Here is a 25,762-nt window from a genome sequence, read left to right on the forward strand (position 1 = left end):
ACTCGGAACGTGGGGGTCCGGGGGCTCGGGCCCCCGGTGTGGATGCCACCGAAAAAAGCGAAATCCCCCTGCAAGGTGGATGAGCAGGGGGATCCCATTTCGGTGGCCAGGGGCGGGGTCGAACCGCCGACCTACCGCTTTTCAGGCGGTCGCTCGTACCAACTGAGCTACCTGGCCGAAAGGGGCTCGCTCCGTGGAGCGAACCCCTTTTGCGACCCAGACGGGACTCGAACCCGCGACCTTCGCCGTGACAGGGCGACGCGCTAACCAACTGCGCCACTGGGCCTTGCTTCGTACTGTACTGCGTACCCCCAACGGGATTCGAACCCGCGCTACCGCCTTGAAAGGGCGGCGTCCTAGGCCACTAGACGATGGGGGCCGGATGTTTCTGACTCCAGTGAATCAGAAGTTCTCCTGCACCCTCAACGGCTTTCCGTTGGGAGCATGGATAGCTTAGGGCACGGGGGGCCAAAGCTCCAAAACGGGGGTCCAGAAAGCTCGCCACCAGGGAAAACGTTCGCCGAACCAGCGTGACCGGCGATCAAGAGACCCCCGCCCGACCTGCCGAAGTCACCCATCCGAGCCCACTTACCCGGATGGAGCAGCGGTCAACTAACCCCTGTGAGTTCCGCCACTGCTCCATCCGCCCCGTCACGGGGTCGGCAGTGCCCGCATCAGCTCGCGGAACTCGGCCAGCTCAGCCTCGGACAGCGTGTCGGCCAGGGTCTGGCCCATCGCGGTGTCGGTCAGCTCCTCGGCCTGGCGCCAGCGGCGGGGCAGGTCGGGGTTGGCCGCGGTGCGCGCGATCAGCGCGTCGGCCTCCTCCTCCTGCCAGGCCAGCCTGGTCATGATCGACTTTCCGCTCTCCGGGTTGACCGCCAGCGCCTCGGCGATGCCGATGCCGCAGGCGCGCAGCGCGCCGAAGTGCAGGCCGCCGCGGTACTCGCGCACCAGGTTGAGCGCGTGTGCCAGCCGGGCCGGGGTGTCATCGGGGCGCGGGGCCTCGCGCCAGCCCGCGAACAGCGGCAGGTTGCCGGCGTCCGCGCCATCGCTGATCTGGAAGAGCAGTTCGGCGGTGCGGGCGGCCTCCGGGACCTCGGCCAGCGCCTCCCGGCCCCACTCCCAGCAGGCCGCGGAGTACTCGGCCACCGCGGCCGTGGCCGGCAGCAGCTGGGTGACCTGCGGGATCACCGCGTGCATCAGCCACTTCGGGAAGATGCCGTACAGCTCGGCGACCACGGTGGAGGACGGATCGCCCAGCACCGCGGCCCGGCCGCGGAAGTACAGACCACCCCGTGGCAGCTCAAGGGCCTTGGTATGCGCACTCATCTGGGGCGAGGTCATGAACACTCCGCCCAGCTTCACCAGCGGTTTCCGGGTCGCCTGGGCGACCTCGGCCGGACTGGTCACGTATTGCCTCCTCAGCCGCCTCCCGCGGAGGCGGTTCGCCATTGGGTCAGCCACTCCTCGGTGGCGATACCAGGCAGCAGCACCCGCCACGCCTGGTCCATCCGGGCGACGTAGTCCGCGTACCCGGTCAGGGCCGCGGCGATCTCCCGGTTCCCAGCGAACACGGCGTTGAGCACCCGCGCCACCTCCACCGGATCGACACCCGGCCGGAGCAGACCCTCGGTCGCGGCCCGTTCGACCAGCACGGTCAGCAGGGTCTCCCAGTTCAGGTACTGCGGGCGCAGCCCGGAAGCGTGCACCTCCGGGTCGGTGGAGAGGCGGACTCCCGCGCGCACGATGGGGTCGCCGGAGATCATCTCGACCGCCTGGGTGGTGGAGCCGATCAGCGTCCGCAGGGCGTCCAGGCCGCGTTCGTCCCAGCGGCGGGTCAGCTCCGGCCACAGCGCCTGTTCGGACTCCATGATGGCGGCGGCCAGGGCGATCTTGGACGGGAAGTGGAAGTAGAAGGCCCCCTTGGACACGCCGCAGCGTTCCAGGATGAGGCTGAGCGAGACGGCGGCATAGCCGAGCCGGTCGAACTCCGACGCGGCGGCGACCATGATCGACTCTCGGGTGACCTGGGCTCTCGGCTGCGTGGGCATGGCGGCTCCGTGATCACTGGCGGCACCGCAAGTTACCCCGTCGACGGGATTCCGCACAGCCGTCCTACCACCGGGTGAAACGCCATCACCCTGTGCTGTCCGCGACACCGTGAAACCGATTCATTGCCGGACCAGCCGACCGCTCGGTATGTTTTGCCGCGGCAGCCCGAGGCGGGCGCCGGGGGGTGTGCGTCTCGGGGGTGCGGGGCGTGGCTTCCGCGGCCACGTCCCGCACCGGCCCAATCGTTTGTCGCGCCCAGGCGCTACCGCCGTACCGGCGGGATGCCGTCCTCCTCACTGGGGACGAGTCCCAGCATGTCAAGCAGCATGCGGCAGTCCTCGGCGTCTAAAGCGCCCCGCGCAACGGCCATGCGCGCCCTGTGCACCTGTTCCGCGGAGATCCGGGATGGCTCTCCGTTCCGCGGCAGCGGCACCCCGCTGCCCTTGGCAACCGTGTCGTCCTGTTCCCACAGGTACTTCCGCACCTCGAGCGACCCGTGCATGGCGCCTCCCCGACGTTGGCTTCGCAGGCAGGCTAGCCACTGGTTTCCTCGCTCACAGCCCCCCGCCGAGTGATTCATCAAGAACCCTGTGTAATCAACGGTTGGCAATCTGTCCCTTGACAGGACAAGCGTTCTGTGAGCCAGGCCACCTCTCTGGCATTTACCCCTACCCCCTAGGGGTATGCTCACGGCATGGCCGAGGAACACAGCCACCCGTACAGCAAACGCAAGGACGCCCACCTGCGCCGACTCCGTCGAGTCGAGGGGCAGGTCCGCGGACTGCAGCGGATGGTCGACGACGACACCTACTGCATCGACGTGCTGACCCAGGTCTCGGCCGCGACCAGGGCACTGCAGGCCTTCGCCCTCGAACTGCTCGAGGAGCACATGGCCGGCTGTGTCGTGGAGGCCGCGCGCACCAGTGACGAGGCCGCCCAGGCCAAGGTCCGCGAGGCGGCCGAGGCGATCGCGCGCCTGGTCAAGTCCTGACCGAACGTCCTGACCGAACGCCCTGCTGCCGGGATCCGTAGTCGTGAGCGGGTCCCGTTTCCCCTGAACCTGAACGAGGAGCACTCATGTCCGTCAGCGCCACCTACACCGTCACCGGCATGACCTGCCAGCACTGCGTCAGCTCGGTCACCGAGGAGCTGTCCGAGGTCGCCGGGGTCACCGGCGTCGCGGTGGACCTGCCCACCGGCGCGGTGACCGTGACCAGCGAGCGCGAGCTGACCGCGGCCGAGGTCAAGGCCGCGGTGACCGAGGCCGGTTACCAGCTCACCAGCTGACCAACCTGTAGGCGAGGCGGAGGGGAGCGGTTGTGACGACCACGGAGGCGGGCCGGCGGATCGAGCTGGCCATCGGCGGGATGACCTGTGCGGCCTGTGCCGGCCGGGTCGAACGCAAGCTGAACAAGCTCGACGGCGTGACCGCCACGGTCAACTTCGCCACCGAGCGGGCCACCGTGTCCTACCCGGACGGCCTGGACGTCGGCACGCTGGTGTCGACGGTGGAGACCGCCGGGTACACCGCCACCCCACCGCAACCAGCCAAACCGTCCACTGTGGACGATGAAGACACCGACGAGCGGGCCGAGGATCTCAAGGCGCGCTTCGTGATCGCCGCGCTGCTCGGCCTGCCCGTCATCCTGCTCTCGATGATCCCGGCGCTGCAGTTCCCGTTCTGGCAGTGGGTCGCGCTGGCGCTGACCTCGCCGGTGGTGCTGGTGTGCGGCTGGCCGTTCCACCGCACCGCCGCGGTGAACCTGCGGCACGGCGCGACCACGATGGACACCCTGGTCTCGATGGGTGTCGCGGTGGCCTACCTGTGGTCGGTGTACGCGCTGATCTGGGGCGGGGCCGGGATGCCCGGCATGGTGCACGAGTTCAGCCTGCTGCCGAGGGAGTCCAGCACCGCGGACATCTACCTCGAGGTCGCCGCGGGCGTGACCATGTTCCTGTTGCTGGGCCGCTGGCTGGAGGCCCGCTCCAAGCGGCGCAGCGGCGCGGCCCTGCGGGCGCTGCTCGCCTTGGGCGCCAAGGATGTCGCGGTGCTGGCGGACGGCAGGGAGCGGCGGATCCCGGTGGACGCGCTGACCGTGGGCACGCTGTTCGTGGTGCGGCCGGGCGAGAAGGTGGCCACCGACGGCGTGGTCGAGGAGGGCACCTCGGCACTGGACCGGTCGATGCTGACCGGGGAGTCGGTGCCGGAGGAGGTCGGGCCGGGCACGGCGGTGGCCGGCGGCACGGTGAACGCGGGCGGACGCCTGGTGGTCCGGGCCAGCCGGGTCGGCGCGGACACCCAGCTCGCCCAGATGGCCCGGCTGGTGGAGCAGGCGCAGGCGGGCAAGGCGCAGGTGCAGCGGCTGGCCGACCGGGTCTCCGCGGTGTTCGTGCCGGTGGTGCTGGTGATCGCGGCGGCCACGCTGACCTTCTGGCTGCTGTGGGGCGCGGGCGCCTCCTTCGCGCTGACCGCGGCGGTGGCCGTGCTGGTGATCGCCTGCCCGTGCGCGCTCGGGCTGGCCACGCCGACCGCGCTGCTGGTCGGCACCGGGCGGGGCGCGCAGCTCGGCATCCTGGTCAAGGGGCCGGAGGTGCTGGAGTCCACCCGCCGGGTCGACACCATCGTGCTGGACAAGACCGGCACGGTGACCACCGGCGTGATGACGCTGGCCGGGGTGGTCCCGGCCGGGGGCGTCGACCGGGCCGAGCTGTTGCGGCTGGCCGGGGCGGTGGAGGCGGCCTCGGAGCACCCGATCGCGCGGGCGATCGCCGACGGTGCGGCCAAGGAGCTGGGTGACCTGCCAGCGGTGGCCGAATTCGGCAACAACGAAGGCCTCGGCGTGCAGGGAACGGTGGCCGGACGGGCAGTGCTGGTCGGGCGGCCGCGGTTGCTGGCCGAACGCGGCATCGAGCTGACCGCCGAACTGGCCGAGGCGGTGCGGGTGGCCGAGGCATCCGGGCGCACCGTGGTCGCGGCCGCGGTGGACGGGGTGGCGGCCGGGCTGCTGACGGTCTCGGACACGGTGAAGCCGACCAGTGCCGAGGCAGTGCGCCGGTTGCGCCAGCTCGGGCTGCGGCCGGTGCTGCTGACCGGGGACAACGCCACGGTGGCCGCCACGGTGGCCGAGGAGGTGGGCATTCCGGCGGCGGATGTGATCGCCGAGGTCATGCCGGCGGACAAGGTGGCCGCGGTGCGCAGGCTGCAGGGCGAGGGCCGGGTGGTGGCCATGGTCGGCGACGGGGTGAACGACGCGCCCGCGCTGGCAGCCGCCGACCTGGGGCTTTCCCTGGGCACCGGCACCGACGTGGCCATCGAGGCAGGCGATCTGACCCTGGTCCGAGGGGACCTGCGGGTGGCCGCGGACGCGATCCGGCTGTCCCGGCGCACCCTGGGCACCATCAAGGGCAATCTGTTCTGGGCCTTCGCCTACAACGTGGCAGGTTTGCCGCTGGCTGCGGCCGGGGTACTCAACCCAATGCTGGCCGGCGCGGCGATGGCGTTCTCCAGTGTGTTCGTGGTCACAAACAGCTTGCGCTTGCGCCGATTTCGAGGTTGGGCAGAGTGAGATCGCTTTTACTCCACACTGTGCACAAACTCGGTCACCCAATGTCCATAACGCCGTTTTGGTGAATAAGTACAGGCTATAAACAAAAAAGTTCCACGACATCCCTGGGCACCGGCGAGTGAGCATGCAACAATCACTTTGCTGACACACCCCCGGTCAGCGCCTGTGGAGATCCCCTCCGGCCCCCGTGCTCCTCCCCCTGGCGCGGGGGCCTCTCCATGTCAATAGCCCGTTCGCGGTGTTACACACTGACGTGTAGGTCACAGGTCTCGTATCCTCGACACCGGTTCGTTACCGTGTCTGCCGTGCTTCTCAGTCGATCGAAGAACGGCCGTCATCGCCCGGCTCCGGCAGCCGAGACCGAACTGCTCGCTCCCGACAACGACCTGGACAACTACCTCGCCGCGCTGGCCCCCGAGGCCGACGTCGAGACCACGGCCACCGGCCGCCGCTTCGGCAACGCCGAGGTGCACCAGCTCCGCCTGAGCCTGATCGCCAACGAGCAGCTCCGCGAACTGGCCGCGCAGCGCCAGACCTCCCCGATGGCCCTGGCCCAGGAATGGGTCATGCAGCGCCTCGACTGGGAGTTCCGCCAGCAGGCGCACTGACCCCAGCTCAGCAGGGCGCGCTGAGCATCCCGAGCCTCAGCGCGCCGCGACCGCCCTGGTCACCGGCATCAACCGCACCACCTCATCGGCCGCGGCGGCCTCGCCGAGCAGGCCGGCCTGATAGGCCAGCGCCACCGCGTGCGCCCGGTCCCGCGCGTCGAGCTTGCGCAGCATCCGCCGGACATGGGTCTTCACGGTCTCCTCGGAGACCTCGAGGCGGTGCGCGATGTTCTTCGCGGTGAGCCCGTCCGCGATCAGCCGCAGCACCTCGAACTCCCGCTTGGACAGCGCCGGTCCCGCGCCGCGTTGCGCGCCGATGACCCGGCCGGGGGTGAGCAGCGCGGTCAGCGCGGGGTCCACGTACAGCCCCAGCTCCACCGCCTGGCAGATCGCCTCCGGGAGCCGGGCCGGGTCGAGTTCGCGCGGCAGGAAGCCCTTGGCGCCCGCGCGCCGGGCGATCTCCACCTCGCCGGCGGCCCGCTGGCCGGGGCGGAACAGGGTCATCACCACCAGGCTGGGCTGCATGCCGGTCAGCATCCGGCACAGGTGCGCGCCGGGGTCCAGTTCGCAGTCGATCAGCAACACGTTCGGTTGGGCCGCGCGGCAGAGTTGCACCGCGCTGCCGGGGGAGCTGGCGGCACCGACCCACTGCACCCGGGGATCGCGGCCGAGCACCGCGGCGACCCCGTGCTGGAAGAGCGGAACGGCATCGATCTGGGCGACCCGGTAAGCGCCGACTCGTGCGCGCACCCCGGCGGTTCGTGCACGCAGTGTCACTGGATCCACGGCGGTCCCCTTTCGACGTCTTGCCTTCTTGGAGTCGCCTCACACTCGATCGTGACGCCACCTATGAAGGTAGTCGCGTTCCACCGGGGATTCTGACGTTGGAACCTGCACTTCCCGCCGATCGTCGTCACTCGTTTGGAGGACAAAACCGACCCATCGGCCTAGCCACTACCGAGGGCACGATCGGCGGAGCGTTGCTACGGCATTCGGCCTAGTTTGTGCCCTATTTCGCTGCGTGGTCAACTAATTACGCTGCGAATCAGGAGGTGGCCATGACTACGCGCCGTGCACTACTGACGGGCCTCGCGGGGGTGGCCGGGGCGGTGCTCACCGGCGCCGGCCCGGCCTGGGCCGGGAGCAGGCAACCGCCTGCCGAACTCACCGCGCCTGGCCGGCCGGAACTGGCCGTGCGGCTGCGCGCCAGGGCGGAGTGGGGCGCGGACGAGAAGCTGCGGTTCGGCGCCAAGGGCGAGGTCTGGCCCGCCACGTTCAGCCCGGTGCAGTGCCTGACCGTGCACCACTCGGCGATCGGCGTCGGCGCGGACCGGGCCGCGGCGGTGCGGGCGATCTACCACGGCCACACCGTGGCCAACGGCTGGGGCGATATCGGCTACCACCTGCTGATCGACCCCGAGGGCACGCTCTACCAGGGCAGGCACACCGGCGGTCCGGCCGTGTTCCGGCAGCCGCCGGTCAACGGCCGTGCGGAGACGGTGACCGCGGGGCACGTGCGCGGCCACAACCCGGGCAACATCGGGATCTGCCTGCTCGGCGACTTCACCGGCGGGCAGCCCGATCCACGGGCGGTGGGCACCCTGACCAGGACGCTGGCCGCGCTGAGCCTGCTCTGCGGGCTGGACCCGCTGGCCAGGCTGAACTACCACAACGTGGAGAACGGGCAGCGTTTCGACGGTCCGGTGCTGGCCAGGCACCGGGACTGGGTGGCGACCCAGTGCCCTGGCAACGCCTTCGCCGGCGGCTTCGAGCCGGTGCGGCAGGAGGTGGCCAGGCTGGTGCGCGGCCGCTAGCGGGGGGCTGGGCACCGCTTGCCCACCCAGTCCTTGTCGTACTCGAAGTGCCACCACTCGCGGTCGATGGTGCGGCACAGGCCCCACTGGTTGCCGTTCTGTTCCAGCCACTTCGCGCCGGACTGCGGCTTCACATCCACCGCGGTGCCCTTGACGTGCGCGGACTCCTCCGGCGGCAGCACCCACTTGCGGGCCTCCGCCTCCGAGCCGCGGGTCTTGATCTCCTGCCGGAACAGCCTGCGCTGCTCGGCGGCGGTGCGCCGGGCCGATTTGACCAGGATCTGCACCCCGTCCTCCTTGGCCGCGCAGCGGGCCTGCTGGAAGGCGTCCCGCATCTTCGGCTGCAGCCGGTCCGGCTCCAGCTCGCTTGGCACCTCAAGGCGTTCGGCCTGCTGCGGCGGGAAGGTGCAGGAGGCGCCGGTGGAGCCACGGGTGGTGTTGTCCTCCGTGCTGCTGCTCGGGCCGCCGGTGAGGCCGCCGAAGAGCTGGCCGCCGGGGTGTTCCGGTGAGGGCAGGCCGTAGACGACGAAGCCGGTGACCAGCAGCAGGGTCAGACTGAGCCCGGCCACTCCGGTCCAGGCCCGGAACCGGCGACGTGGCTTGGTTCCGGACACCTGGATCGGTGTGGTGGGCGCGTCCAGGTAAGGGGTCTGGTTGCGCATGCCACTACGGTCGGCCGCGGATGTCCACGGCTGGTCCGCGCCTTGTCATGGTTCTGCTACAGCCAGCGCACCAGGTCGGCGGCGGGGGTCGGCGACCTCGATAATCGGTTCATGCCGAGGGTGCTGTTGATCGAGGACGACCATGCCGTGCGCGAGGGCCTGCAACTGGCCCTGCGGCGGCAGGGCTACACCGTGGACGCGGCGGCCACCGGCGAGCTGGGCCTGGACGCGTGGCGCGCGCAGGCCCCGGACATCGTGGTGCTGGACCTGATGCTGCCCGGCATCGACGGGTTCGAGGTGTGCCGCCGGATCAGGGCGGGCGGCGAGGTGCCGATCATCATGCTGACCGCGCGCAGCGATGACATGGACATCGTCGGCGGGCTGGAGGCCGGCGCGGACGACTACGTGGTCAAGCCGGTGCAGCCGAGGGTGCTGGACGCGCGGATCAGGGCGGTGCTGCGGCGCGGGTCGAGCGAGCAGACCGCCAAGGAGCGGCACGGGTCGCTGGAGATCGACCGGCAGGCGCTGGTGGTGGCCAAGGACAACCGGCAGGTCGGGCTGACCCCGACCGAGCTGCGGCTGCTGCTGGAGCTGTCCGCCTCGCCTGGGCAGGTGTTCAGCCGCCAGCAGCTGCTGCAGGCGGTCTGGGAGCACGACTACCTGGGTGACTCGCGGCTGGTGGACGCCTGCGTGCAGCGGTTGCGGGCCAAGATCGAGGACCGGCCGGCCAGCCCGGTGTACGTGCAGACCGTGCGTGGCTTCGGCTACCGGTTCGGCCCGGTATGAGCAGGCTGCTCGACTCGCTGCCGGTGTGGGCCCGAGGGCTGCGGGCCCGGCTGGTGTTCGCCTTCCTGGCCATCGCCGCGCTCGGCGCGGCAGCCGCGGCCGGGGCCAGCTACGTCTCGGCCCGCACCACCGTGCTCAAGTACGCCCAGGACCAGGTGATGGACTCGGCGAAGAACGCGGTGAACCAGCTCGCGCCGGAGATCAGCTTCCCGCCGACCCAGGCCACCCTGGACCAGATCGCGAGCAGGCTGCCCGGCGGCACCTCGATCGTGACCTACCGGAGCATGACCTCGCGCCCGCTGGGGTACCGGGTGCAGGACATCCCGGCCGAGCTGCGGGCCGCGGTGCGGGACCGGGGCGTGCTGATGTTCCAGCGCGGTCAGAGCCCCGGTGGCGGCAGCAGCACGGTGCTCTTCGTCGGCATGCCGGTGATGACCAAGAAGGCGGGCGAGGAGCCGACCCCGAGCGGTATGGAGATCTACCTGTTCCGGGACCTGGCCGGGCCCGCGCAGCAGATCAGCGCGCTGGCCAACAGCGCGTGGCAGACCAGCCTGCTGGCGCTGCCGCTGGCCGCGCTGCTGGCGCTGCTGGCCGCGCGCGGGGTGCTGCGGCCGGTGCGCGAGCTGCGTGGGGCCACCAGGCGGCTGGCCGGTGGCGACCTGGGTGCACGGCTGGAGGTCAAGGGCTCGGACGAGCTGGCCGATCTGGCGCACACCTTCAACGACACCGCGGCCGCGCTGGACCGCACGGTGACCGGGTTGCAGCGGATGGAGGCGGACGCGCGCCGGTTCGTCGCCGACGTCTCGCACGAGCTGCGCACCCCGCTGGCCGCGATGACCGCGGTGACCGACGTGCTGGACGAGGAGTCGGCGAACCTGCCGGAGGACGCGCAGATCGCGGCCCGGCTGGTCGGGCAGGAGACCCGCAAGCTGGCCAGGCTGGTGGAGGACCTGATCGAGATCTCCCGGTTCGACGCAGGCGCGGCCAGGCTGGTGCTGACCGAGGTGGACGTGGCCGAGGCGGTGCGCAACACGCTGCGCGCCCGCGGCTGGATCGACGCGGTCCGGACCGAGCTGCCCGAGGGCGTGCTGACCAGGCTGGACGCCCGCAGGCTGGACGTGATCGTGGCCAACCTGGTCGGCAACGCGCTGCGGCACGGCCAGCCGCCGGTGGTGGCCACGCTGACCGCGAGTCCACAGTGGATCGAGTTCAGCGTCACCGACCACGGGCCTGGGCTGCCGGAGGCGGTGCTGCCGCAGGTGTTCGCCCGCTTCTACAAGGCCGATTCGGCCCGGTCCCGGTCCGAGGGCAGCGGGCTCGGGCTGGCCATCGCCTGGGAGAACGCGCAACTGCACTACGGCACGATCGAGGCGGCCAACGCGCCGCACGGCGGGGCCCGGTTCACCCTGCGGCTGCCCAGGCTGGCCAGGGGGATCGAGGCGCAGGCGTTCGAGGAGGGTGGTCCGTGGTGAAGCGGCTGACCGCGGTGCTGGCCGCGCTGGCGCTGCTGGCCGGATGCGGGGTGCGGCCGACCCCGCCGGTGGGCGGCGGGGACGGGCCGCGCGGGGTGGCCGAGGGGCCGACGCTGTACTTCCTGCAGGGCAACCGGCCGACCCCGGTGGTGCGCAAGATCGGCAAGCTGGGCGACTACACCACCGCGTTGCGCGAGTTGTTCAACGGCATCACCGAGGACGATCCGGCCGGGCTGTCCAGCGCGTTGCCGACCAGCGGGGTTGGCGAGCTGAGCGCGTCGGTGACCGAACGCAACTCGGTCGAGGTGGAGGTGAACGGCATCGGCGGCTCGCCGCTGCCGATGAACTCGTGGGCGGTCAACCAGATCGTGTGCACGATCGCGGCCCGGCACCTGGCAAGCGGTGGGATCTACGGGGTGGGTTCGGTGCTGGTCAACGGGACCTCGGCGCGCTGCCCGGTGTCCGTTTAGGCGATCTTGCCGCGCAGGGCGAGCACGTCCAGCTGGTCGCGGGAGGAGTTCAGCCTGCGGGTCCAGGAGGTGGACAGCTCGGCGATCTCCTCCGGGGTGAGGTAGGCGGCGGCCTCGAGCTGCCAGCCGGCGGTGGCGTATGCCTTGGCCAGCACCTCGGTGGCCGATTCCGGGGTGGGTTCGGCGGTCTCGCCGACCTCGGGCACCGGCGGGCGCCAGGCGTGCAGGTTCAGCGTGACCAGGAAGTCCGCGCCGGGGCGGCAGCAGGCGGCGAGTTGCCGCAGCATCGCGCCCTCGGTGTCCAGCACGCCGCGCAGCAGGCTGCCCCAGGGCATCAGCACGTGCAGCTCGTCGATATCGCGCAGTTCGGGCGGCAGCGCCTCGGCGGCGTGCCAGAGGTAGACCAGGTTGGCCAGCCCGCCCTTGGCCGGTTTGGCCGCGGCCTTGCCGGCGGTCTTGCGGAAGTTGTCCGGCGCCGCGTCCAGGCCGATGACCAGCTGGTCCGGGTGTTTGCGGGCCAGGTGCAGCGGGTGTTTGCCGTCGCCGGTGCCGACGTCGAGCAGGACCGAGGTGTACTGGGCGCGGAGTTCGGTGAACTGCTCCGCGGTCAGGTCGACGACCTGCTTGCCGGTTACGCGACGCACCTCAGGAGCCTATGTCCTTGAGCTGCTGGACCGCGTCGTAGGCGGTGCGGCGGGTGAAGCCGGGCAGCTCGGCCAGGCTCTGCGCCACGCTGCGGGCGGGCACGCCCTGCGCGAGCAGGCCGGTGACCAGCTTGTGCAGCAGCGGGTCCAGGCCCTGGGCGGCGACCGGGTCGAGGCAGAGCCAGAACTCGCCGCGGTCGGGCAGGACCAGGGCGCCGATCTCACCCCAGCGCGGGCGCTCGCTCTCCGCGTAGGGCTCGGTGGCCACGGCCAGGGTGCGGGTGCCGCGGTCGCGGGCGGCGGCCAGGACCTTGTCCGCGTGCTCGGCGGCCAGGCGGAGCACCACCTTGGCGTCCAGGGGGGCGGCGCGCAGGGCGTCGGCGGGTTTGCGGGCTGGTTCGGCCAGGAAGATCCCGGCAGGCGAGGGCGAGGCGGCCGCGGCGGCCAGGCCGGGGGGCAGGCCGATGACCTCGGTGCGGTCGCCGAGCAGGTGCCGGACGGTGCGGCCGGGCAGGTCATCGGTGGCCACCACCAGGGTCCGGCCGCCCTCGCCGGTGGATCGGCCGACGAGGACGCGGGCGCCCGCGTCCTCGGCGACCACCGAGTCGGCGGCGGCCAGTTCGGCGCGCAGGCGTGGGCTGGAAGCGTTGGTGTGGAACAGGACCAGCGTGCCCGGATCGGCCGCCGCGGACACCTCGACGGTGATCTCGGCGGCCGGGTCGGTGAGCAAGGCGGCCAGTTCGCGGGGCAGGTCGGCGGCGGACAGGTCCGCGTCGGTGGCCAGGGTGTTGGCCAGCCGGACCGAGCTGCGCCGGATGACGGCGGGGCCGCCGGGAACCCAGTTCGGGTTGCCGACGGCCCGCACCAGCACGTGCTGCTCGCCCACGCTGATCCGCAGCCGCACCGGACCGGCCAGCGGGCCGCCCTCGGTCACCGCGCGCACGCCGAGCACGCAGGTGGCCCGTGCGGTCAGCTCGGTGTCCGGGGTCAGTTCCCACGTCTTGTTGTGGGTGGCTCTGATCTCGGGGTGGCCGTGGGCGCGGATGGTGGTCATCTGCCGAGGACCTGCTTGCCAGGGTCGAGCATCATGACAGCAAGTGTGCCTGGTCAGGCGAAGGTGAACGCGCCCCGGTCCAGGGTCACGCCGCCCTCCTTGGTCTCGGTGCGGAAGGCGGCCTCGTTGCCCTCGGCCCAGGCGTGCACGATCAGTTCCTGACCCGGCAGCACCGGGGCGGTGAACCGGCCGTAGATCCGGCGCACCCGGTCGACCTCGCCGCCGCAGAAGTGGCCGATAAGCAGCCGGGCGGTGATGCCGTAGGTGCACAGGCCGTGCAGGATCGGGCGCGGGAACCCGCCCCGCCCGGCGAAGGCCGGGTCGGAGTGCAGCGGGTTGTGGTCCCGGCCGCCCAGCCGGTACAGCAGGGCCTGACTGGGCGTGGTCTGGAAGGTGAGCACCGCGTCCGGCTCGCGCTCCGGCGGCGCCCAGTCCACCGACGGCCCGCGTTCCCCGCCGAAACCGCCCTGGCCGCGGACGAAGACCGAGGACATGGTGGACAGCAGCGGTTCGCCGTTGATCGTGCTGCCCTCGGTCTTGGCCACGACCAGGGCGCCCTTGCCCTTGTCGAAGACGTCGGTGACCGTGCGGCGCAGGCTCATCCGGCCCTCGGCAGGCAGTGGCCGGTGCAGCACCAGCTCCTGCTCGGCGTGCACCAGCAGCGCGGGGTCGAAGTCGCCGAAGTCCACCCCCGGCCCGCTGAACTGGGCCAGCACCACGCCGAAGGTGGGCAGCACCTGCTGGTCAACCTCGGCGGTGTTCTCGGTGGTGTAGGCCAGTTCGGCCAGCGGGTCCTCGGCCCCCGCACCCACGCCGAGGGCGTAGAGCAGGGCTTCCTCCGGCGTCCAGCTCTGTTCCCACGGGCCTACCGTGCGGCCCACCGCGGACAGGTCGATCGGCACCTTGTGGCTCCCCTCAGCCGAGCGTGCCACGCACCGAGGCGTGGCCCTTCAACAGGTTCCGGGCGATGGTGCGGCGCTGGATCTCGTCGGTGCCCTCGTAGATGCGCAGCAGGCGCAGCTCGCGGTACCAGCGCTCCAGCGGGAGTTCCTTGGTGTAGCCCATGCCGCCGTGGATCTGCAGCATCCGGTCCACGATCTCGTTGGCCTTGACCCCGCCGTAGAGCTTGGCGATCGACTGGCCCTGCCGGGAGTCCAGGCCGGCGTCGACCTGCCAGGCGGAGGAGAGCACCAGCCAGCGCAGCGCCTCGATCTCCACCGCGGAGTCGGCCAGCATCCACTGGATCGCCTGCCGCTCGGCCAGCAGCTCGCCGAAGGTCTCCCTGGTGCGGGCGTAGTCCAGGCCGAACTCGACCAGCCGGACGCAGGCGCCGAGCGCGCGGGCCGGGAGCAGGTAGCGGCCGCGGCCGATCCAGCTCATCGCCAGCGCGAAGCCCTGGCCGACCTCGCCGAGGATGTTGGCCTCCGGCACCCGGACGTTGTCGAAGACCAGCGCGGCCGGTCCCCACTGGCCCATGGTGTCGATCGGCTCGGACTTCCAGCCCATGTCCCGGTCGACCAGGAAGCAGGTGACGCCGCCGTTGGCGCCCTTGTCCTTGTCGGTGACCGCGAAGACCATCACGAAGTCGGCGTCGTTGCCCTTGGTGATGAAGGTCTTCTCGCCGTTGATGACCCACTCGTCGCCGTCCTTGACGGCACTGGTGCGGATCGCCTTGGCGTCCGAGCCCGCGCCCGGCTCGGTGATGGCGAAGCAGGAGATGCGGTCACCGGCGATGGTGGGCAGCAGGTAGCGCTGCTTCTGCTCCTCGTTGCCGGCGTAGAGGATGTTGTCGGCCTCGCCGCCGAAGTAGAAGGGCACGAAGGTGTAGCCCAGCTCGCCCTCCACCAGCGCGGTCATCACCGCACCCAGTCCCATGCCGCCGAAGGCCTCCGGGGTCTGGATGCCCCAGAACCCGGCCTCCTTGGCCTTGAGCTGGAGTTCGCGCACCTCCGCCTTTGTGATGCCCGGCTGACCGGCGCGTTCCCGGCGCAGCAGCTCCGGCTCCAGCGGGATGAGTTCCTTGCGGACGAAGTTGCGGACCCAGTCGCGGATGTCGCGTTCGGTGTCGTTGAGGGAGAAGTCCATTGTGCTGCTCGCCTTTCTAGCGGCCACCGTCGACGTAGAGGATCTGACCGGTGATGAAGGAGGAGTCCTCGCTGACCAGGAAGGCCACCGTGTTGGCGATGTCCTCGGGGCGGCCGGTGCGGCGGACCGAGATCTGCTCGGCGGCGGCCTTCTTGAACAGCTCGAAGTCCACCCCGACCCTGGCCGCGGTGGCCGCGGTCATGTCGGTCTCGATGAAGCCGGGGGCGATGGCGTTGACGTTGACGCCGAACGGGCCAAGCTCGATGGCCAGGGTCTTGGTGAAGCCCTGCAGACCGGCCTTGGCCGCGGCGTAGTTGGCCTGGCCGCGGTTGCCCAGCGCGGAGGTGCTGGACAGGTTGACGATCTTGCCGAACTGCTGCGCCACCATGTGCTTCTGCGCGATCTGGCTGCACAGGAAGGCGCCGCGCAGGTGCACCGACATGACCGTGTCCCAGTCCTCGTCGGTCATCTTGAACAGCAGGTTGTCCCTGGTCACCCCGGCGTTGTTGACCAGGATGTGCAGCCCGCCCAGCTCGGCGACGACCCGGTCGAATGCCGAGGTGACCTGCTCGCGGCTGGTCACGTCGCAGCCGATGCCCACGGCCCGGCCACCGGCGTCGGTGATCGACTTGACGGTGTCGGCGGTGGCCGCCTCGTCCAGGTCGATCACCGCGACCGCGGCCCCGCGTTCGGCCAGCGTGCGGGCGGTGGCCGCGCCGATCCCGCGTGCCGAGCCGGTCACCACCGCGACGCGTCCATCCAGAGTTCCCACGAGTTTCCCTTTCCTCACTTGACTTTGCCCTGCGCTACCCAGGCCCGCAGCTCGCGTTTGAGCACCTTGTGGCTGGGTCCGAGGGGAAGTTCGTCGACCACGACGACCCGTCGCGGGTACTTGTGCGCGCCAAGGCGTTCCCTGGCCCAGGCGATCACCTCGGCCGGATCGGCCCGCGCGCCGGGCTTGAGCACCAGCACGGCGCAGACCTCCTCGCCGCTGCGATCGTCCGGCAGGCCGATCACCGAGACCTGGGCGACGCAGGGGTGCCGGATCAGCATCTCCTCGACCTCGCGCGGGTAGACGTTGAAGCCGCTGCGGATGATCAGGTCCTTCTTGCGGTCCACGATGGAGATGTAGCCGTCGGCGTCCTTGCTGCCGATGTCGCCGGTGCGGAACCAGCCCTCCACCATGGCCGCCTCGGTGGCCTCCGGGTTGTCGAGGTAACCGGCGAAGACGTTGTGGCCGCGGATGACGATCTCACCAGCCTCGCCTGCCGGCAGGAAGTCGTTCCGCTCGTCCACCGCAGGGTCAACCACCTCCACCTCCACGCCCCAGACCGGGTGGCCCACGGTGCCCGCGCGGGCGCCGAAGACCGGCTGGTTGCAGGTGGCGGTCGGCGAGGTCTCGGACAGGCCGTAGCCCTCCAGGATCTGGGTGCCGAAGCGGGCCTCGAACGCCTCCAGCACGGCCACCGGCAGCGGCGCGCCGCCGGAGGTGCAGCCACGCAGCTGGGGCAGGTCGGTCACGCCCTCGCTGACCTCCAGCAGCCGCAGGTACATGGTGGGCACGCCGAGGAAGAGCACGACCCGGTGCCGCCGCATGATCTCCAGCGCCTCCGCGCCGTCGAAGCGCGGTTGCAGCACCAGGGTGGCCCCGGCCCGGAAGCAGGAGTTCATCGCGCTGGACTGGCCGAAGATGTGGAACAGCGGCAGGCAGCCCAGCATCACCTCGCCCGGTTCGATCCGGTCCACGTCGAAGGCGGCCACGGTGGCGTTCATGACCAGGTTGAGGTGGGTCAGCACAGCGCCCTTGGGGCGGCCGGTGGTGCCGGAGGTGTAGAAGACCACCGCCGGGTCCGCCGGCGCCCTGGTGACGAAGCGGTCCACCGGCTCGGTGGCCGCGGCCAGCTCGGACAGCGAGGGGTGTTCGGGGGTGGCGGGCCCGAGGGTGTGCAGTTCGACCCCGGCGGCCTGCGCCGCGGGTGCGCCCAAGGGCAGCTGGGAGACGTGGCAGAGCACCAGCTTGGCCTTGGCGTGCGAGATCAGGTAGGTGGCCTCCTCCGGCACCAGCAGCAGCGGGATCGGCACCACCACCGCGCCCGCGGCCAGCACGCCGAAGTAGGACTCGGCGAAGGCGATCACGTTGGGCGCGATGATCGCGACCCGGTCGCCCTCGCGGATGCCCAGTTCACGCAGGGCCGCGGCATGCCGCCGGGCCCGCTCCCACAGCTCCGGGTAGCTGAGCTGCTGATCGCCCTGGATGAGCGCGATCCGCTCCCGGTGCAGCCGCGCCGACTCGGCGAGGACCATCGCCAGCGAGAGAGTCATCCGGCCTCCGTGACTTCATCGTCTTGGGTGCTGCCCCCGGAAAACTAACCGTGTTAGTTTTCATCGAGGCTAGGACTGCGGAGAGCCCACGGCAAGACGTCGGCACGAAGTCGGGCGAGACTCATCCACGAGGAGCAACGGTGCCAAGACCGCCAGCCCCGCTGCTATCGGTGGACCGGATCCGCACGGTCGCGCTGGAGATCATCGACCAGCACGGGCTGGAAGCGCTGACCATGCGCAGGCTGGCGCACCGGCTGGGGGTGCAGGCCGCCTCGCTGTACAACCACGTGCAGACCAAGGAACAACTGCTGCACGATGTGGCCAACGAACTGGCCACCGAGGTGGACACCTCGGCCTTCGGCAGGCTGGACTGGCGCGAGGCGCTGACCATCTACCTGCGCTCCTACCGGGCCGCGCTGGCCAGCCACCCCAACATCGTGCCGCTGCTCTCGGCCGGACCCGGCAACCGCGAGTCCGGCCTCAAGCTGGCCGACGCCGTGCACGGCGGCCTGGTCTCGGCGGGCTGGCCGCCCAAGTACGCCACCATGATCGGCGCGGCCACCAAGTACCTGGTCTTCGGCGCCGCGATGGGCTCCTTCTCGCACGGCTTCATCGACGACGAGCAGCTCTACGCCGAGCGCTACCCGAACCTGACCCAGGCGCACCTGCTGCGGGCCAGGGCCGAGATCGACACCGAGTCCTTCGAGCTGGCCTTACGCGTGATGCTGGACGGGCTGACGAACCTGTGGGAGCGCCTGGAGCGCCCCGAGCGCCAGCACCGCGACCAGCCCACCGGCGATCAGGGCCACCGAGACTGAACTCGCGTCCACCACCACCCCGCCGAGCAGCGCCCCGGCCGAGAGGGTGGCCTGGAAGGAGGCGGTGAACAGCACGGTCGCCGCCTCCGGCGCGTGCGGTGCGGACCGGGCCAGCCAGGTCTGCGCGCAGGCGGGCACCGCCCCGTAACCCAGCCCCCACACCACCAGCAGCACCGGCGCCCACTCCCCGGACATCGGCAGCGACAGCGTGGCCAGCGCGATCAACCCCGCCGCCACCGCGAACGCCGCCCGCGTCCTGGTGGCTGCCCAGCGACCGGCGAGGAAGTTCCCCGCCACCCCGGCCAGCCCGTAGACCAGCAGGTACGGCGTCGGACTGGCGTCGGTGAGCTGCCGCAGGAAGGTGGTCAGGTAGGTGTAGGTGCCGAAGTGCGCGAGCACCACCAGGAAGGTCACCGTCAGCCCGGTCCGGACACTCGGCAGCCGCAGCAGCTCCGCCAGCAGCCGCAGGCCGGTCGCCCGCTCCGGCGGCAACGGCGGCAGGAACACCAGCAACGCCAGGAAGACCCCGGCGGTCAGCACCCCCATGAGCACGAACACCGCCCGCCACCCGGCCAGCTCGCCGAGCCAGGTCCCGGCGGGCACGCCGAGCACCGAGCCGAGCGGCACCGCCGCGAAGATCACCGCGGTGGCCAGGCCGACCCGCGGTGCGGGCACCAGCCGCGGGGCCAGCCCGGCGCCGACGGACCAGAACCCGCCGATGACGATGCCGACGAGCACCCGGGAGAGCAGCATCAGCCAGTAGCCGGGCGCCAGCGCGGCGAGGAAGTTCGCCAGTGCCAGCAACAGGATCAGCGCGCCGAGCAACCGTCGGCGGTCCAGCCGGGCGGTGGCCGAGGTGACCAGCGGGGCGGCCAGCGCGGCGAGGAAGCCGGGCATGGTCATCATCAGGCCCGCCGTGCCCGGCGAGATGCCGAAGGTGGCGCCGATCGGGGTGAGCAGGCCGATCGGCAGGATCTCGGTGGTGACGATGACGAAGATGCCCAGCATCACCGAGACGACGGCGGGCCAACGGGTGTGAGCTGACATGACGTGAGCCCAGCAGCCGGGGACCGGTCCGGGCTGGCGGAATCACGACGGGGCAGTGCCAGGCCACCACCAGGTCGGATTCCGGCTCAGGCCTCGGCCAGCTCCTTGAGCTTGACCAGGGTCGCGTCCATGTTGCGCTGGTTGCGCTCCAGCCGGTCCTTGACGCCGACGATCCGGTTGAACAACCACTTGATCGCCGGGTTGCGCAGGTCGGTGAAGGATTCGGTGACCCGGCAGCCGGTGTCGGTGGGTTCGATGGTCCAGCCCCAGTCAGCGACCTGGATGAACCCGCCGCCGACCACCCGATAGCCGAAAGCGCGGCCGGGTTCGACGGTGGTGATCCGGCAGGTGGTGGACCACTTGGCCTTGCCGGCCTGGTTGTCGCCGCGGAAGCGGGCGCCAAGGGCAGGGCCCTCGGCCGGGGGCAGCCAGGCGGCGGACCGGCATTCCCTGGTGAACCGGTGCTGGTTCGGGATGTCGGTGACCAGGGCGTAAATGGCCTCCGGGGTGGTGGCGATCTCGATGGTGCTGCTGACCTGATCGGTCATCGCGGGCTCCGCTCACGGGGTGGGATGGCCGGGGCCGCCTGCGTCGCGGCGGCCCCGGCCAGCGGCCCTCAGTAAATCGGATAGGCCCGGCCGAGTGCCATGGAGATGGCCAGGGTGTCCTCGACCACCCGGTACTCCTGAATCAGCCCGGCCCGCACGGAAAGGCTCACGGCGAAATCCTGGGCGAACACCCTGCCCGTTCCGGTGGCCCGGTATCGGCCGCCGCCGAACACCACCGCGTCATCGCCGTCGACCAGTACTTTTCGCACCGTCACGGCGTGGAACTCCAACCGGTGGAACAACGCGAGGAAGAACGCCTCGATTTCCCGGCGGCCCTGCGAGCGGACCGGCCACGGATCCCCTGGTATCTCCGAGGAGTGACATTGGGCGTCCGGGTGGAACAGCTGCGCGATACCGGCGGCGTCCTGTGCGCCGAATCTGGTCAGTAATCGCTGCACCATTTCCAGGGTGGACGGGGCCCGATTCGTCATGACACCGGTCCGGAATGGCCGGAGCCGGTTTCCACGCGCCAGACCGCGGTCGCCGCCCGGACACCGTCCTGTTCGATCGCGGTCCAGTACAGCCCGCCCGCGGTGCGCAGCACGCTCACCTCGGCCGGGCGGTCCAGCTCGACGAACCTGCTGGTGCGCGCCTGGCAGGAGGCCAGGTATCCGGGGCCCACGACAGCCCGGACCGCCTGGCTCATGGCCGCGAAGACCACCATGCCCGGCACGTGGTCCACCGGGTGGTCGAACAGCCCCTGGTGCGTGGCATCCACCAGCAACCCCCAGCGATTGGACTTGTTCACGCTGGTCAACAACACATCCCTGGCGTCATGTCGGCCCACCAGCCAGGGCGGGACCGGTTCCGGCCGCTCCCGCACCGGCTGTCTGGGCACCCTTGGCGGGCGTAGCCGGGCGTACACCGCCGGCGGCAGCGCGCCCAGTGAACCGCTGCCCTGACCGAACCGGTCGCCGTCCCGGTACAACTCGACCTCCACCGCCAGGGTCGAGGTGTGCCCTGGGCGCACCCTGGGATCCCTGGTGCGCACCAGCAGCTGGATCTCCACCGGCCGGTCGCGCACCCGCAAAGCCGAAGAATCCACGGCGAAACTCATCCCACGCATCACAAACCGATGGTCCAGTGGTATGCCCCAGCCGGTATGTGCCACCAGCAACCCGGCCTGACGAATGGTCTCCAGCACCAGCAGCGGATCGGCCCTGCCCTGTTCGGACTGGTAGAAGGCGTGCGACCGGGGCAGCTGGGCGCACATCCAGAAGTCGCCGGTACGCCGCCGGGTCCACCTGGTGAGCAGCACCTCCGCGACGGCCTCGCGATGCACAAGCCGACGCGGTACGGTCGTGTCGAATCCCTCCTCTCCACTCATTTCGAGTGCAACGAATAGTGTGTCTTTGCTCTTCGGCACCTGGTCGTTGCCCAAACGCAACATGTCGGCCAACATACCGGTACAGATTAGTTTCGACGGCAAGAACACCTGGATGGCGGAGCAGTCGATGTTCAAGCGTGAACAATCGAGCAACACCAAGCAAAGCCTGCTACTGGCAGCGGCGAACACTTTCGACCGGAAGGGGTTTCTCGGTACCAATCTCACCGACGTGTGCGCAAGTGCGGGCGTCACAAAGGGCGCACTTTACTGTCACTTTCCCTCGAAGGAAGCACTCGCGGTCGCATTGATCGAGAGCCAGTTACGACTCTGGCACGAAGTCCACCACCATTTGGCCCAGCAACCACTGAGCCCGATGCAGTCGCTCATCGATCTCTCGCACGAGTTCGGCAACCGGTTGCGCACCGATGTCCGGGCCAGGGTGGGGGTCCGGCTGCTGTTCGAGGCCGACCTGTTCGACCGCGAGGCGGGCGGTCAGTTCCACGGCTGGATCACCATGGTGCGCGAGTTGCTGCTGCTGGCCGACGCGGCCGGACAGCTGCGGCCGGAGGTGCACCCCAGGGAGGCGGCGGAGTCCTTGGTGGCCGCCTTCACCGGCACCCAGTTGCTCTCCAGGGCGACCAGCGGGCACGACGACCTGGAGGCCAGGTTCACCGCGTTGTGGCGACTCTGGCTGCCCGCGCTGGTGGTCGCGGCCGAACTGGCCGCGCTGCGGGTCGGCCCACCCTCGGCCGAGCCCGATCTCTTTGTGCCAGTTCAACAAACCGCCGGTATCACCTGATCTGATCCGGCCACGGCGGCGGCGGGCGCGGCAGGGTGAGGACCATGCGCGAGAAGCGGTCCCGCCCGGCAGGCTCCGCCGTCGACTGGCAGGAGTGCCTGCGCCTGCGGCCCGCGCTGCTGCGCCTGGCCGGCGCGCGTTGCCCGGCAGGCGCCGAACCCGAGGACCTGGTGCACGAGGCACTCACCCAGGCCGCCGAACTCGGCCGGGTGCCCCCGGACCGGCTAGCCGCGTTCCTGGCCCTGGTGGTGCGCAGGCTGTGCGCGGAGGAGCACCGGCGGCAGCACGAGGACGCGGAGCTGTTCGACCACCCCCGGCTCCGGCCGGGCACCCCGGAGGATCCGACCGAACGGGTCAACGACCGGCTGGAGGGGCGCTGGTTCCGGCAGCGGCTGCGCGAGTTCTCCACCCGCGACCGCAACCTGTTGCTGCTCTTCGCCGACGGCCTGCCGCACACCGAGATCGCCAGGGAGCTGCGCACCACGGTGGGCGCGACCCAGTCCGCACTGCACCGCATCCGGGAACGGTTGCGTTAGGTAACAATCCGAGGCCCGGCTCAACGACCGGGTGAATTCGCCTGCTAGATGTACGGACATGCGCGTCCACCACCTCAACTGCGCCAGCATGGCGCCGCTCGGCGGCAGGCTGATCAACGGCGACGCCCCGCCGCACCGGGCGGCCTCGCTGGTCGCGCACTGCCTGCTGATCGAGACCGGGCAGGGCCTGGTCCTGGTGGACACCGGACTGGGCGTGGACGACGTGCGCACGCCGGGCAGGCTGGGCGCCATGTTCCGGTTCTCCTGCCGGCCGAAGCTGCTCGAGGCCGAGACCGCGGTGCGGCAGATCGCCCGGCTGGGTTATTCACCGGCCGACGTCCGGCACATCGTGCTGACCCACCTCGACCTGGACCACGCGGGCGGGCTGGCGGATTTCCCGCAGGCCAAGGTGCATGTGCATGCTGATGAATACGCCGCGGCAATGGCCAGGCGGACCCTGGGGGAACGTTCGCGCTATGTGCCCGCGCAATGGGCGCATCACCCGGACTGGGCCAGATACAGCACGAGCGAGGGCGAGCGCTGGTTCGGCATGGAGGCCGTGCGGCAACTCGACGGACTACCGCCGGAGATCCTGCTGATTCCACTGGCCGGACACACCCACGGCCATAGCGGAGTCGCGGTGGCCGTCGCAGGCGACCGCTGGCTCTTGCACGCGGGGGACGCCTACTTCTTCCACGGCGAGGTCAATGCGCAACCGTCTCGCGGCACACCGGGGCTGGACCTATTCCAAACCGTGGTCGCGGTCAACCGGACAAAACGTCTGGACAACCAGCGTCGCCTGCACGCGCTCGCGGCGGCCGAACCACAACGGATTCAGGTCTTTTCCGCACATGATCCGCTGGAGTTCGAACGCTGCCGCGAAGGCGCTGCCTGACCCGTCCAGACAGGCTTCGCCTTCGCGGCAGCGCGAAGAACCGCGAGTCAGGAAGCGTGTGCTTCCTGGAACTTCACGACCAGCTCCTGCGGGATACGGCCGCGCTCGGACACCTGGTGGCCCTGGGTGCGAGCCCACTGCCGAATTTCCTGGTTGCGGTCGCGCTCGCCGGCTGCCTTGGCGCCGCCGCCGCGGGTGGCCCGCTGCTTGCGACCGCCGGTGCGCCGGGCTGCCCCGACATACGACGCGACGGCGTCGCGAAGAGCCGCCGCATTGTCCGCGGACAGGTCGATGACGTAGTCGACACCGTCAAGCCCGAAGGAGACGCTCTCCTCGGCCTTGGACCCGTCGAGGTCGTCCACCAGCTCGACCGTGACTTTCTCCGCCATTTGCACTCCCCGTTTGGATAGGTGGCTCGTGGCAGTAAATATCCGAACGGGCGTGAAGTCAAATTTCCGGGTGGAGCGGCAACCAAGATGTGACCGGGTCGTGTGATGGGGCAACCTGAATGATAAGACTTCAGCGAGCGGTCGCGCCGTGGTAGAAGAAATCTCCGAAGCCGATGGTGAAGACCAGCAGGCCATAGAGCCCGTGCTCCACCCAGGCGGCGAACAGGGAGCGGGTCCGGCGGTATCGGTTGCTGAAGATCCAGCCGCCGATGACCGTGAGTACCACGCTCAACACGTTCCCGAAGATGATGTGCACGAAACCGAAGGCAGCGGCACTCGCGGCGACCATTCCCAGCCCGTTGCCGAACACCGGAGCGTACCGGTGGAACAGGAACGCCCGGAAGATGAGTTCCTGCGGGTAGACCGACAGCAGCGGGTAGAACAGCATGACGAACAGCCACACCGTCGGGTTGTTCCGCGGCAGCTCGAACAGGCGTTCCGGGCTGAACAGCCACAGCGAGACCAGGCCGAGCGCGGCGGTGGCTCCCCACAGCAGCAGCATCCGCGGCAGCACCGGCCACAACGCCCTGGCCCGCCAGAAGTTCGCCCGGTCGAAGTCGGGCTGGCGGAGCAGGTAGACAACCGCGACCACGCCGAGCACGACGAGCAGTGGAATGGGTCCGCCGGGAATGCGGAAGACGGTGTAGAGCGTGACCGCCCCGAAGAACAGCAGGAGGAACTCGGCGGCGAGGTAGTTGCGTCGACTCCGGCCGACGCCGGGTTCGACCGCGTCGGCGGTGGTCGTCATGTCCGCCGACCTTACCCAGCACAACTGAGGATCTCTTCAGTTTTCGCTCGGCCAGTGTCGGCCGCGGAGCAGCTCCTCCTGTTTCGCCCGTGACCAGTAGTCACCGGCCCGCTCGGCCAACTGGGCGTAATGCGCGCAGATCGCGCCGAGTGCGCTGTCCACCACCTCGGCCGGCAACCGGCGCAGCCAGGCCGCCCACACCGGACGGTGAATGGGCGGGTCCACCGGCAGCACCACCACGTTGTCATCCGGCCACGCCCCGGCCAGCGGAGTGGCCAGGCTGACCGCCTGCCCGGAGGAGACGAGGTTGCGCACCGTGTTCGAGGAATCGGCCACGTGTAGCACGTGCGGGCGAATTCCGGCGGAGGCGAACACGGCGGTGCACACCTGGGCGAGCACGGTGTCCGGCGGCGGCGCGACCCAGCGGTCCACGGCCAGTTCGGCCAGGTGCACCGAATCCGCCCCGGCGCACCGATGGGCAGCCGAAAGGGCCACGTAAATCGGTTCATGCAACAGAATTTCGGCTTGGGCACCCGGCGGTAACGAGGGTTGCGCCCCTGGCGGCCCGTAACCGAGCGCGAGATCGACTTCCCCGCGCTCCAGGGCCTGCACGGCCAGGTCGGGGGTGGTGGTCAGGGTGGCCACCTGGACCTCGGGCAGGGCCTGGGTGAGCCGGGCGGTCAGCTCGGACACGCCGATCGGATAGGTGGCCAGCCGGAGCTGCACCTGCCCCTGACCCGCGGCGGTGACATCGGCCCTGAGCTGCTCGGCGAGTTCCTCGGCCCGCCGGGCGTGGCTGTAGAGGGCGTGCCCGGCCGGGGTGAGCGCGACCGCGCGGGTGCTGCGCCGCAGCAGGGTGGCGCCCAGGCTGCGCTCCAGCCGCTGCACCTGGCGGGACAGACCCGACTGCGGAACACCCAGACGTGCCGCGGCGCGGGTGAAGTTCAGCTCCTCGGCGAGCACCCGGAAAGCCTTAAGATGCCGGAACTCGATATCCATG

30 protein-coding genes and 3 tRNA genes are annotated in these 25,762 nt (G+C 70.4%); 12 read left to right on the forward strand and 21 right to left on the reverse strand.

The features are described 5' to 3' along the window. Positions 1-103: 103 nt before the first annotated feature. The 6 genes from HNR67_RS03390 to HNR67_RS44055 form a co-directional block, all read right to left on the reverse strand. Positions 104-177, reverse strand: a tRNA-Phe gene (locus tag HNR67_RS03390). Positions 178-212: 35 nt separating this feature from the next. Then, a tRNA-Asp gene (locus HNR67_RS03395) sits at positions 213-286 on the reverse strand. A gap of 20 nt (positions 287-306) precedes the next feature. Further along, positions 307-379 (reverse strand) — tRNA-Glu (locus HNR67_RS03400). A 272-nt stretch (positions 380-651) separates the two neighbouring features. Beyond that, positions 652-1,410, reverse strand: a complete 759-nt coding sequence (locus tag HNR67_RS03405) for an SCO6745 family protein (RefSeq protein WP_312986339.1) — start codon at positions 1,408-1,410, stop codon at positions 652-654. Between the two features lie 11 nt (positions 1,411-1,421). Further along, on the reverse strand, positions 1,422-2,051 hold the full coding sequence (locus HNR67_RS03410; protein ID WP_185000664.1) for a ScbR family autoregulator-binding transcription factor: 630 nt from the start codon (positions 2,049-2,051) through the stop codon (positions 1,422-1,424). A gap of 263 nt (positions 2,052-2,314) precedes the next feature. After that, on the reverse strand, positions 2,315-2,554 hold the full coding sequence (locus HNR67_RS44055) for a hypothetical protein (protein WP_246492451.1): 240 nt from the start codon (positions 2,552-2,554) through the stop codon (positions 2,315-2,317). A 192-nt stretch (positions 2,555-2,746) separates the two neighbouring features. Between HNR67_RS44055 and HNR67_RS03415 the strand changes: the two genes are divergently transcribed. The 4 genes from HNR67_RS03415 (at position 2,747) to HNR67_RS03430 (ending at position 6,226) form a co-directional block, all read left to right on the forward strand. After that, on the forward strand, positions 2,747-3,043 hold the full coding sequence (locus HNR67_RS03415; RefSeq protein WP_185000665.1) for a metal-sensitive transcriptional regulator: 297 nt from the start codon (positions 2,747-2,749) through the stop codon (positions 3,041-3,043). Between the two features lie 86 nt (positions 3,044-3,129). Then, positions 3,130-3,339 carry a heavy-metal-associated domain-containing protein gene (locus tag HNR67_RS03420; RefSeq protein ID WP_185000666.1) on the forward strand — a complete coding sequence of 70 codons (210 nt, stop codon included), beginning with the start codon at positions 3,130-3,132 and terminating at the stop codon, positions 3,337-3,339. Positions 3,340-3,419: 80 nt separating this feature from the next. Continuing rightward, the gene (locus HNR67_RS03425) at positions 3,420-5,618 is read left to right on the forward strand and encodes a heavy metal translocating P-type ATPase (RefSeq protein WP_185010092.1); all 2,199 of its coding nucleotides are present in this window, start codon (positions 3,420-3,422) and stop codon (positions 5,616-5,618) included. Positions 5,619-5,923: 305 nt separating this feature from the next. Then, a complete protein-coding gene (locus HNR67_RS03430; RefSeq protein WP_312986343.1) occupies positions 5,924-6,226 on the forward strand; it encodes a hypothetical protein in 303 nt (100 codons plus the stop codon). Positions 6,227-6,262: 36 nt separating this feature from the next. Here the strand turns inward: HNR67_RS03430 and HNR67_RS46100 are convergent, their stop codons facing one another. Beyond that, a complete protein-coding gene (locus HNR67_RS46100; protein ID WP_185000668.1) occupies positions 6,263-7,012 on the reverse strand; it encodes a LuxR C-terminal-related transcriptional regulator in 750 nt (249 codons plus the stop codon). A gap of 272 nt (positions 7,013-7,284) precedes the next feature. Here HNR67_RS46100 and HNR67_RS03440 point away from each other — a divergent pair, with 272 nt between their 5' ends. After that, entirely contained in the window at positions 7,285-8,040 is a 756-nt protein-coding gene (locus HNR67_RS03440) for a peptidoglycan recognition protein family protein (RefSeq protein ID WP_185000669.1), read from the forward strand. Here HNR67_RS03440 and HNR67_RS43395 read toward each other — a convergent pair. Next, complete coding sequence (locus HNR67_RS43395) at positions 8,037-8,702, reverse strand: M15 family metallopeptidase (protein ID WP_221489757.1); 666 nt, start codon at positions 8,700-8,702, stop codon at positions 8,037-8,039. The two genes, HNR67_RS03440 and HNR67_RS43395, sit on opposite strands and share 4 nt — an antisense overlap. Before the next feature lie 111 nt (positions 8,703-8,813). Here HNR67_RS43395 and HNR67_RS03450 point away from each other — a divergent pair, with 111 nt between their 5' ends. Genes HNR67_RS03450 through HNR67_RS03460 form a run of 3 tightly spaced genes read left to right on the forward strand, consistent with a single transcriptional unit; the run spans position 8,814 to position 11,430 of the window. Beyond that, positions 8,814-9,488: a response regulator transcription factor gene (locus HNR67_RS03450; RefSeq protein ID WP_185000670.1), complete on the forward strand. Its 675-nt coding sequence runs from the start codon at positions 8,814-8,816 to the stop codon at positions 9,486-9,488. Further along, on the forward strand, positions 9,485-10,960 hold the full coding sequence (locus tag HNR67_RS03455; protein WP_185000671.1) for a sensor histidine kinase: 1,476 nt from the start codon (positions 9,485-9,487) through the stop codon (positions 10,958-10,960). The genes HNR67_RS03450 and HNR67_RS03455 overlap by 4 nt, the downstream gene beginning before the upstream one ends. Beyond that, a complete protein-coding gene (locus HNR67_RS03460; protein ID WP_185000672.1) occupies positions 10,954-11,430 on the forward strand; it encodes a GerMN domain-containing protein in 477 nt (158 codons plus the stop codon). The genes HNR67_RS03455 and HNR67_RS03460 overlap by 7 nt, the downstream gene beginning before the upstream one ends. Here the strand turns inward: HNR67_RS03460 and kamB are convergent. The 6 genes from kamB to HNR67_RS03490 are packed head-to-tail and all read right to left on the reverse strand — an operon-like array spanning position 11,427 to position 17,535. Further along, a complete protein-coding gene (gene kamB, locus HNR67_RS03465) occupies positions 11,427-12,074 on the reverse strand; it encodes a 16S rRNA (adenine(1408)-N(1))-methyltransferase KamB (protein ID WP_185000673.1) in 648 nt (215 codons plus the stop codon). The genes HNR67_RS03460 and kamB overlap by 4 nt on opposite strands. 1 nt (position 12,075) lies before the next feature. Next, the gene (locus tag HNR67_RS03470; protein ID WP_185000674.1) at positions 12,076-13,128 is read right to left on the reverse strand and encodes a DUF371 domain-containing protein; all 1,053 of its coding nucleotides are present in this window, start codon (positions 13,126-13,128) and stop codon (positions 12,076-12,078) included. Between the two features lie 53 nt (positions 13,129-13,181). Then, entirely contained in the window at positions 13,182-14,030 is an 849-nt protein-coding gene (locus tag HNR67_RS03475; RefSeq protein WP_185000675.1) for a MaoC/PaaZ C-terminal domain-containing protein, read from the reverse strand. Positions 14,031-14,043: 13 nt separating this feature from the next. Further along, positions 14,044-15,213, reverse strand: coding sequence for an acyl-CoA dehydrogenase family protein (locus HNR67_RS03480; RefSeq protein WP_185000676.1), 1,170 nt, complete (start codon positions 15,211-15,213; stop codon positions 14,044-14,046). Between the two features lie 16 nt (positions 15,214-15,229). Next, positions 15,230-15,976, reverse strand: a complete 747-nt coding sequence (fabG, locus tag HNR67_RS03485; protein ID WP_221490380.1) for a 3-oxoacyl-ACP reductase FabG — start codon at positions 15,974-15,976, stop codon at positions 15,230-15,232. 23 nt (positions 15,977-15,999) lie between these two features. Further along, a complete protein-coding gene (locus HNR67_RS03490) occupies positions 16,000-17,535 on the reverse strand; it encodes a long-chain-fatty-acid--CoA ligase (protein WP_185000678.1) in 1,536 nt (511 codons plus the stop codon). A gap of 140 nt (positions 17,536-17,675) precedes the next feature. Here HNR67_RS03490 and HNR67_RS03495 point away from each other — a divergent pair, with 140 nt between their 5' ends. Beyond that, positions 17,676-18,353, forward strand: coding sequence for a TetR/AcrR family transcriptional regulator (locus HNR67_RS03495; RefSeq protein ID WP_185000679.1), 678 nt, complete (start codon positions 17,676-17,678; stop codon positions 18,351-18,353). On the opposite strand, the gene HNR67_RS03500 is transcribed toward HNR67_RS03495, so the two are convergent. The 4 genes from HNR67_RS03500 to HNR67_RS03515 form a co-directional block, all read right to left on the reverse strand. Next, the gene (locus HNR67_RS03500) at positions 18,249-19,400 is read right to left on the reverse strand and encodes an MFS transporter (protein ID WP_185000680.1); all 1,152 of its coding nucleotides are present in this window, start codon (positions 19,398-19,400) and stop codon (positions 18,249-18,251) included. The two genes, HNR67_RS03495 and HNR67_RS03500, sit on opposite strands and share 105 nt — an antisense overlap. A gap of 86 nt (positions 19,401-19,486) precedes the next feature. After that, positions 19,487-19,948: an SRPBCC family protein gene (locus tag HNR67_RS03505; protein ID WP_185000681.1), complete on the reverse strand. Its 462-nt coding sequence runs from the start codon at positions 19,946-19,948 to the stop codon at positions 19,487-19,489. 68 nt (positions 19,949-20,016) lie between these two features. Further along, positions 20,017-20,439: a nuclear transport factor 2 family protein gene (locus tag HNR67_RS03510; protein ID WP_185000682.1), complete on the reverse strand. Its 423-nt coding sequence runs from the start codon at positions 20,437-20,439 to the stop codon at positions 20,017-20,019. Further along, positions 20,436-21,410 (reverse strand): ScbA/BarX family gamma-butyrolactone biosynthesis protein, encoded by a 975-nt coding sequence (locus tag HNR67_RS03515; protein ID WP_312986348.1) that lies wholly within the window; start codon positions 21,408-21,410, stop codon positions 20,436-20,438. The genes HNR67_RS03510 and HNR67_RS03515 overlap by 4 nt, the downstream gene beginning before the upstream one ends. A gap of 52 nt (positions 21,411-21,462) precedes the next feature. Here HNR67_RS03515 and HNR67_RS45520 point away from each other — a divergent pair, with 52 nt between their 5' ends. From HNR67_RS45520 to HNR67_RS03530, 3 genes are read left to right on the forward strand one after another with little or no spacing between them, the layout of a single operon-like run. Then, positions 21,463-22,134: a ScbR family autoregulator-binding transcription factor gene (locus HNR67_RS45520; RefSeq protein WP_281403304.1), complete on the forward strand. Its 672-nt coding sequence runs from the start codon at positions 21,463-21,465 to the stop codon at positions 22,132-22,134. A gap of 44 nt (positions 22,135-22,178) precedes the next feature. Continuing rightward, the gene (locus HNR67_RS03525; protein WP_185000685.1) at positions 22,179-22,670 is read left to right on the forward strand and encodes a sigma-70 family RNA polymerase sigma factor; all 492 of its coding nucleotides are present in this window, start codon (positions 22,179-22,181) and stop codon (positions 22,668-22,670) included. A 58-nt stretch (positions 22,671-22,728) separates the two neighbouring features. Then, positions 22,729-23,565 (forward strand): MBL fold metallo-hydrolase, encoded by an 837-nt coding sequence (locus HNR67_RS03530; protein WP_185000686.1) that lies wholly within the window; start codon positions 22,729-22,731, stop codon positions 23,563-23,565. A gap of 47 nt (positions 23,566-23,612) precedes the next feature. Here the strand turns inward: HNR67_RS03530 and HNR67_RS03535 are convergent, their stop codons facing one another. From HNR67_RS03535 to HNR67_RS03545, 3 genes are all read right to left on the reverse strand, one after another. Further along, a complete protein-coding gene (locus HNR67_RS03535; protein ID WP_185000687.1) occupies positions 23,613-23,954 on the reverse strand; it encodes a histone-like nucleoid-structuring protein Lsr2 in 342 nt (113 codons plus the stop codon). 130 nt (positions 23,955-24,084) lie between these two features. Continuing rightward, positions 24,085-24,762: a CPBP family intramembrane glutamic endopeptidase gene (locus tag HNR67_RS03540; protein ID WP_185000688.1), complete on the reverse strand. Its 678-nt coding sequence runs from the start codon at positions 24,760-24,762 to the stop codon at positions 24,085-24,087. Positions 24,763-24,798: 36 nt separating this feature from the next. After that, positions 24,799-25,761: a LysR family transcriptional regulator gene (locus tag HNR67_RS03545; RefSeq protein WP_185000689.1), complete on the reverse strand. Its 963-nt coding sequence runs from the start codon at positions 25,759-25,761 to the stop codon at positions 24,799-24,801. Position 25,762: the final 1 nt, after the last annotated feature.

The organism is Crossiella cryophila, from assembly GCF_014204915.1.
Classification (GTDB): domain Bacteria; phylum Actinomycetota; class Actinomycetes; order Mycobacteriales; family Pseudonocardiaceae; genus Crossiella; species Crossiella cryophila.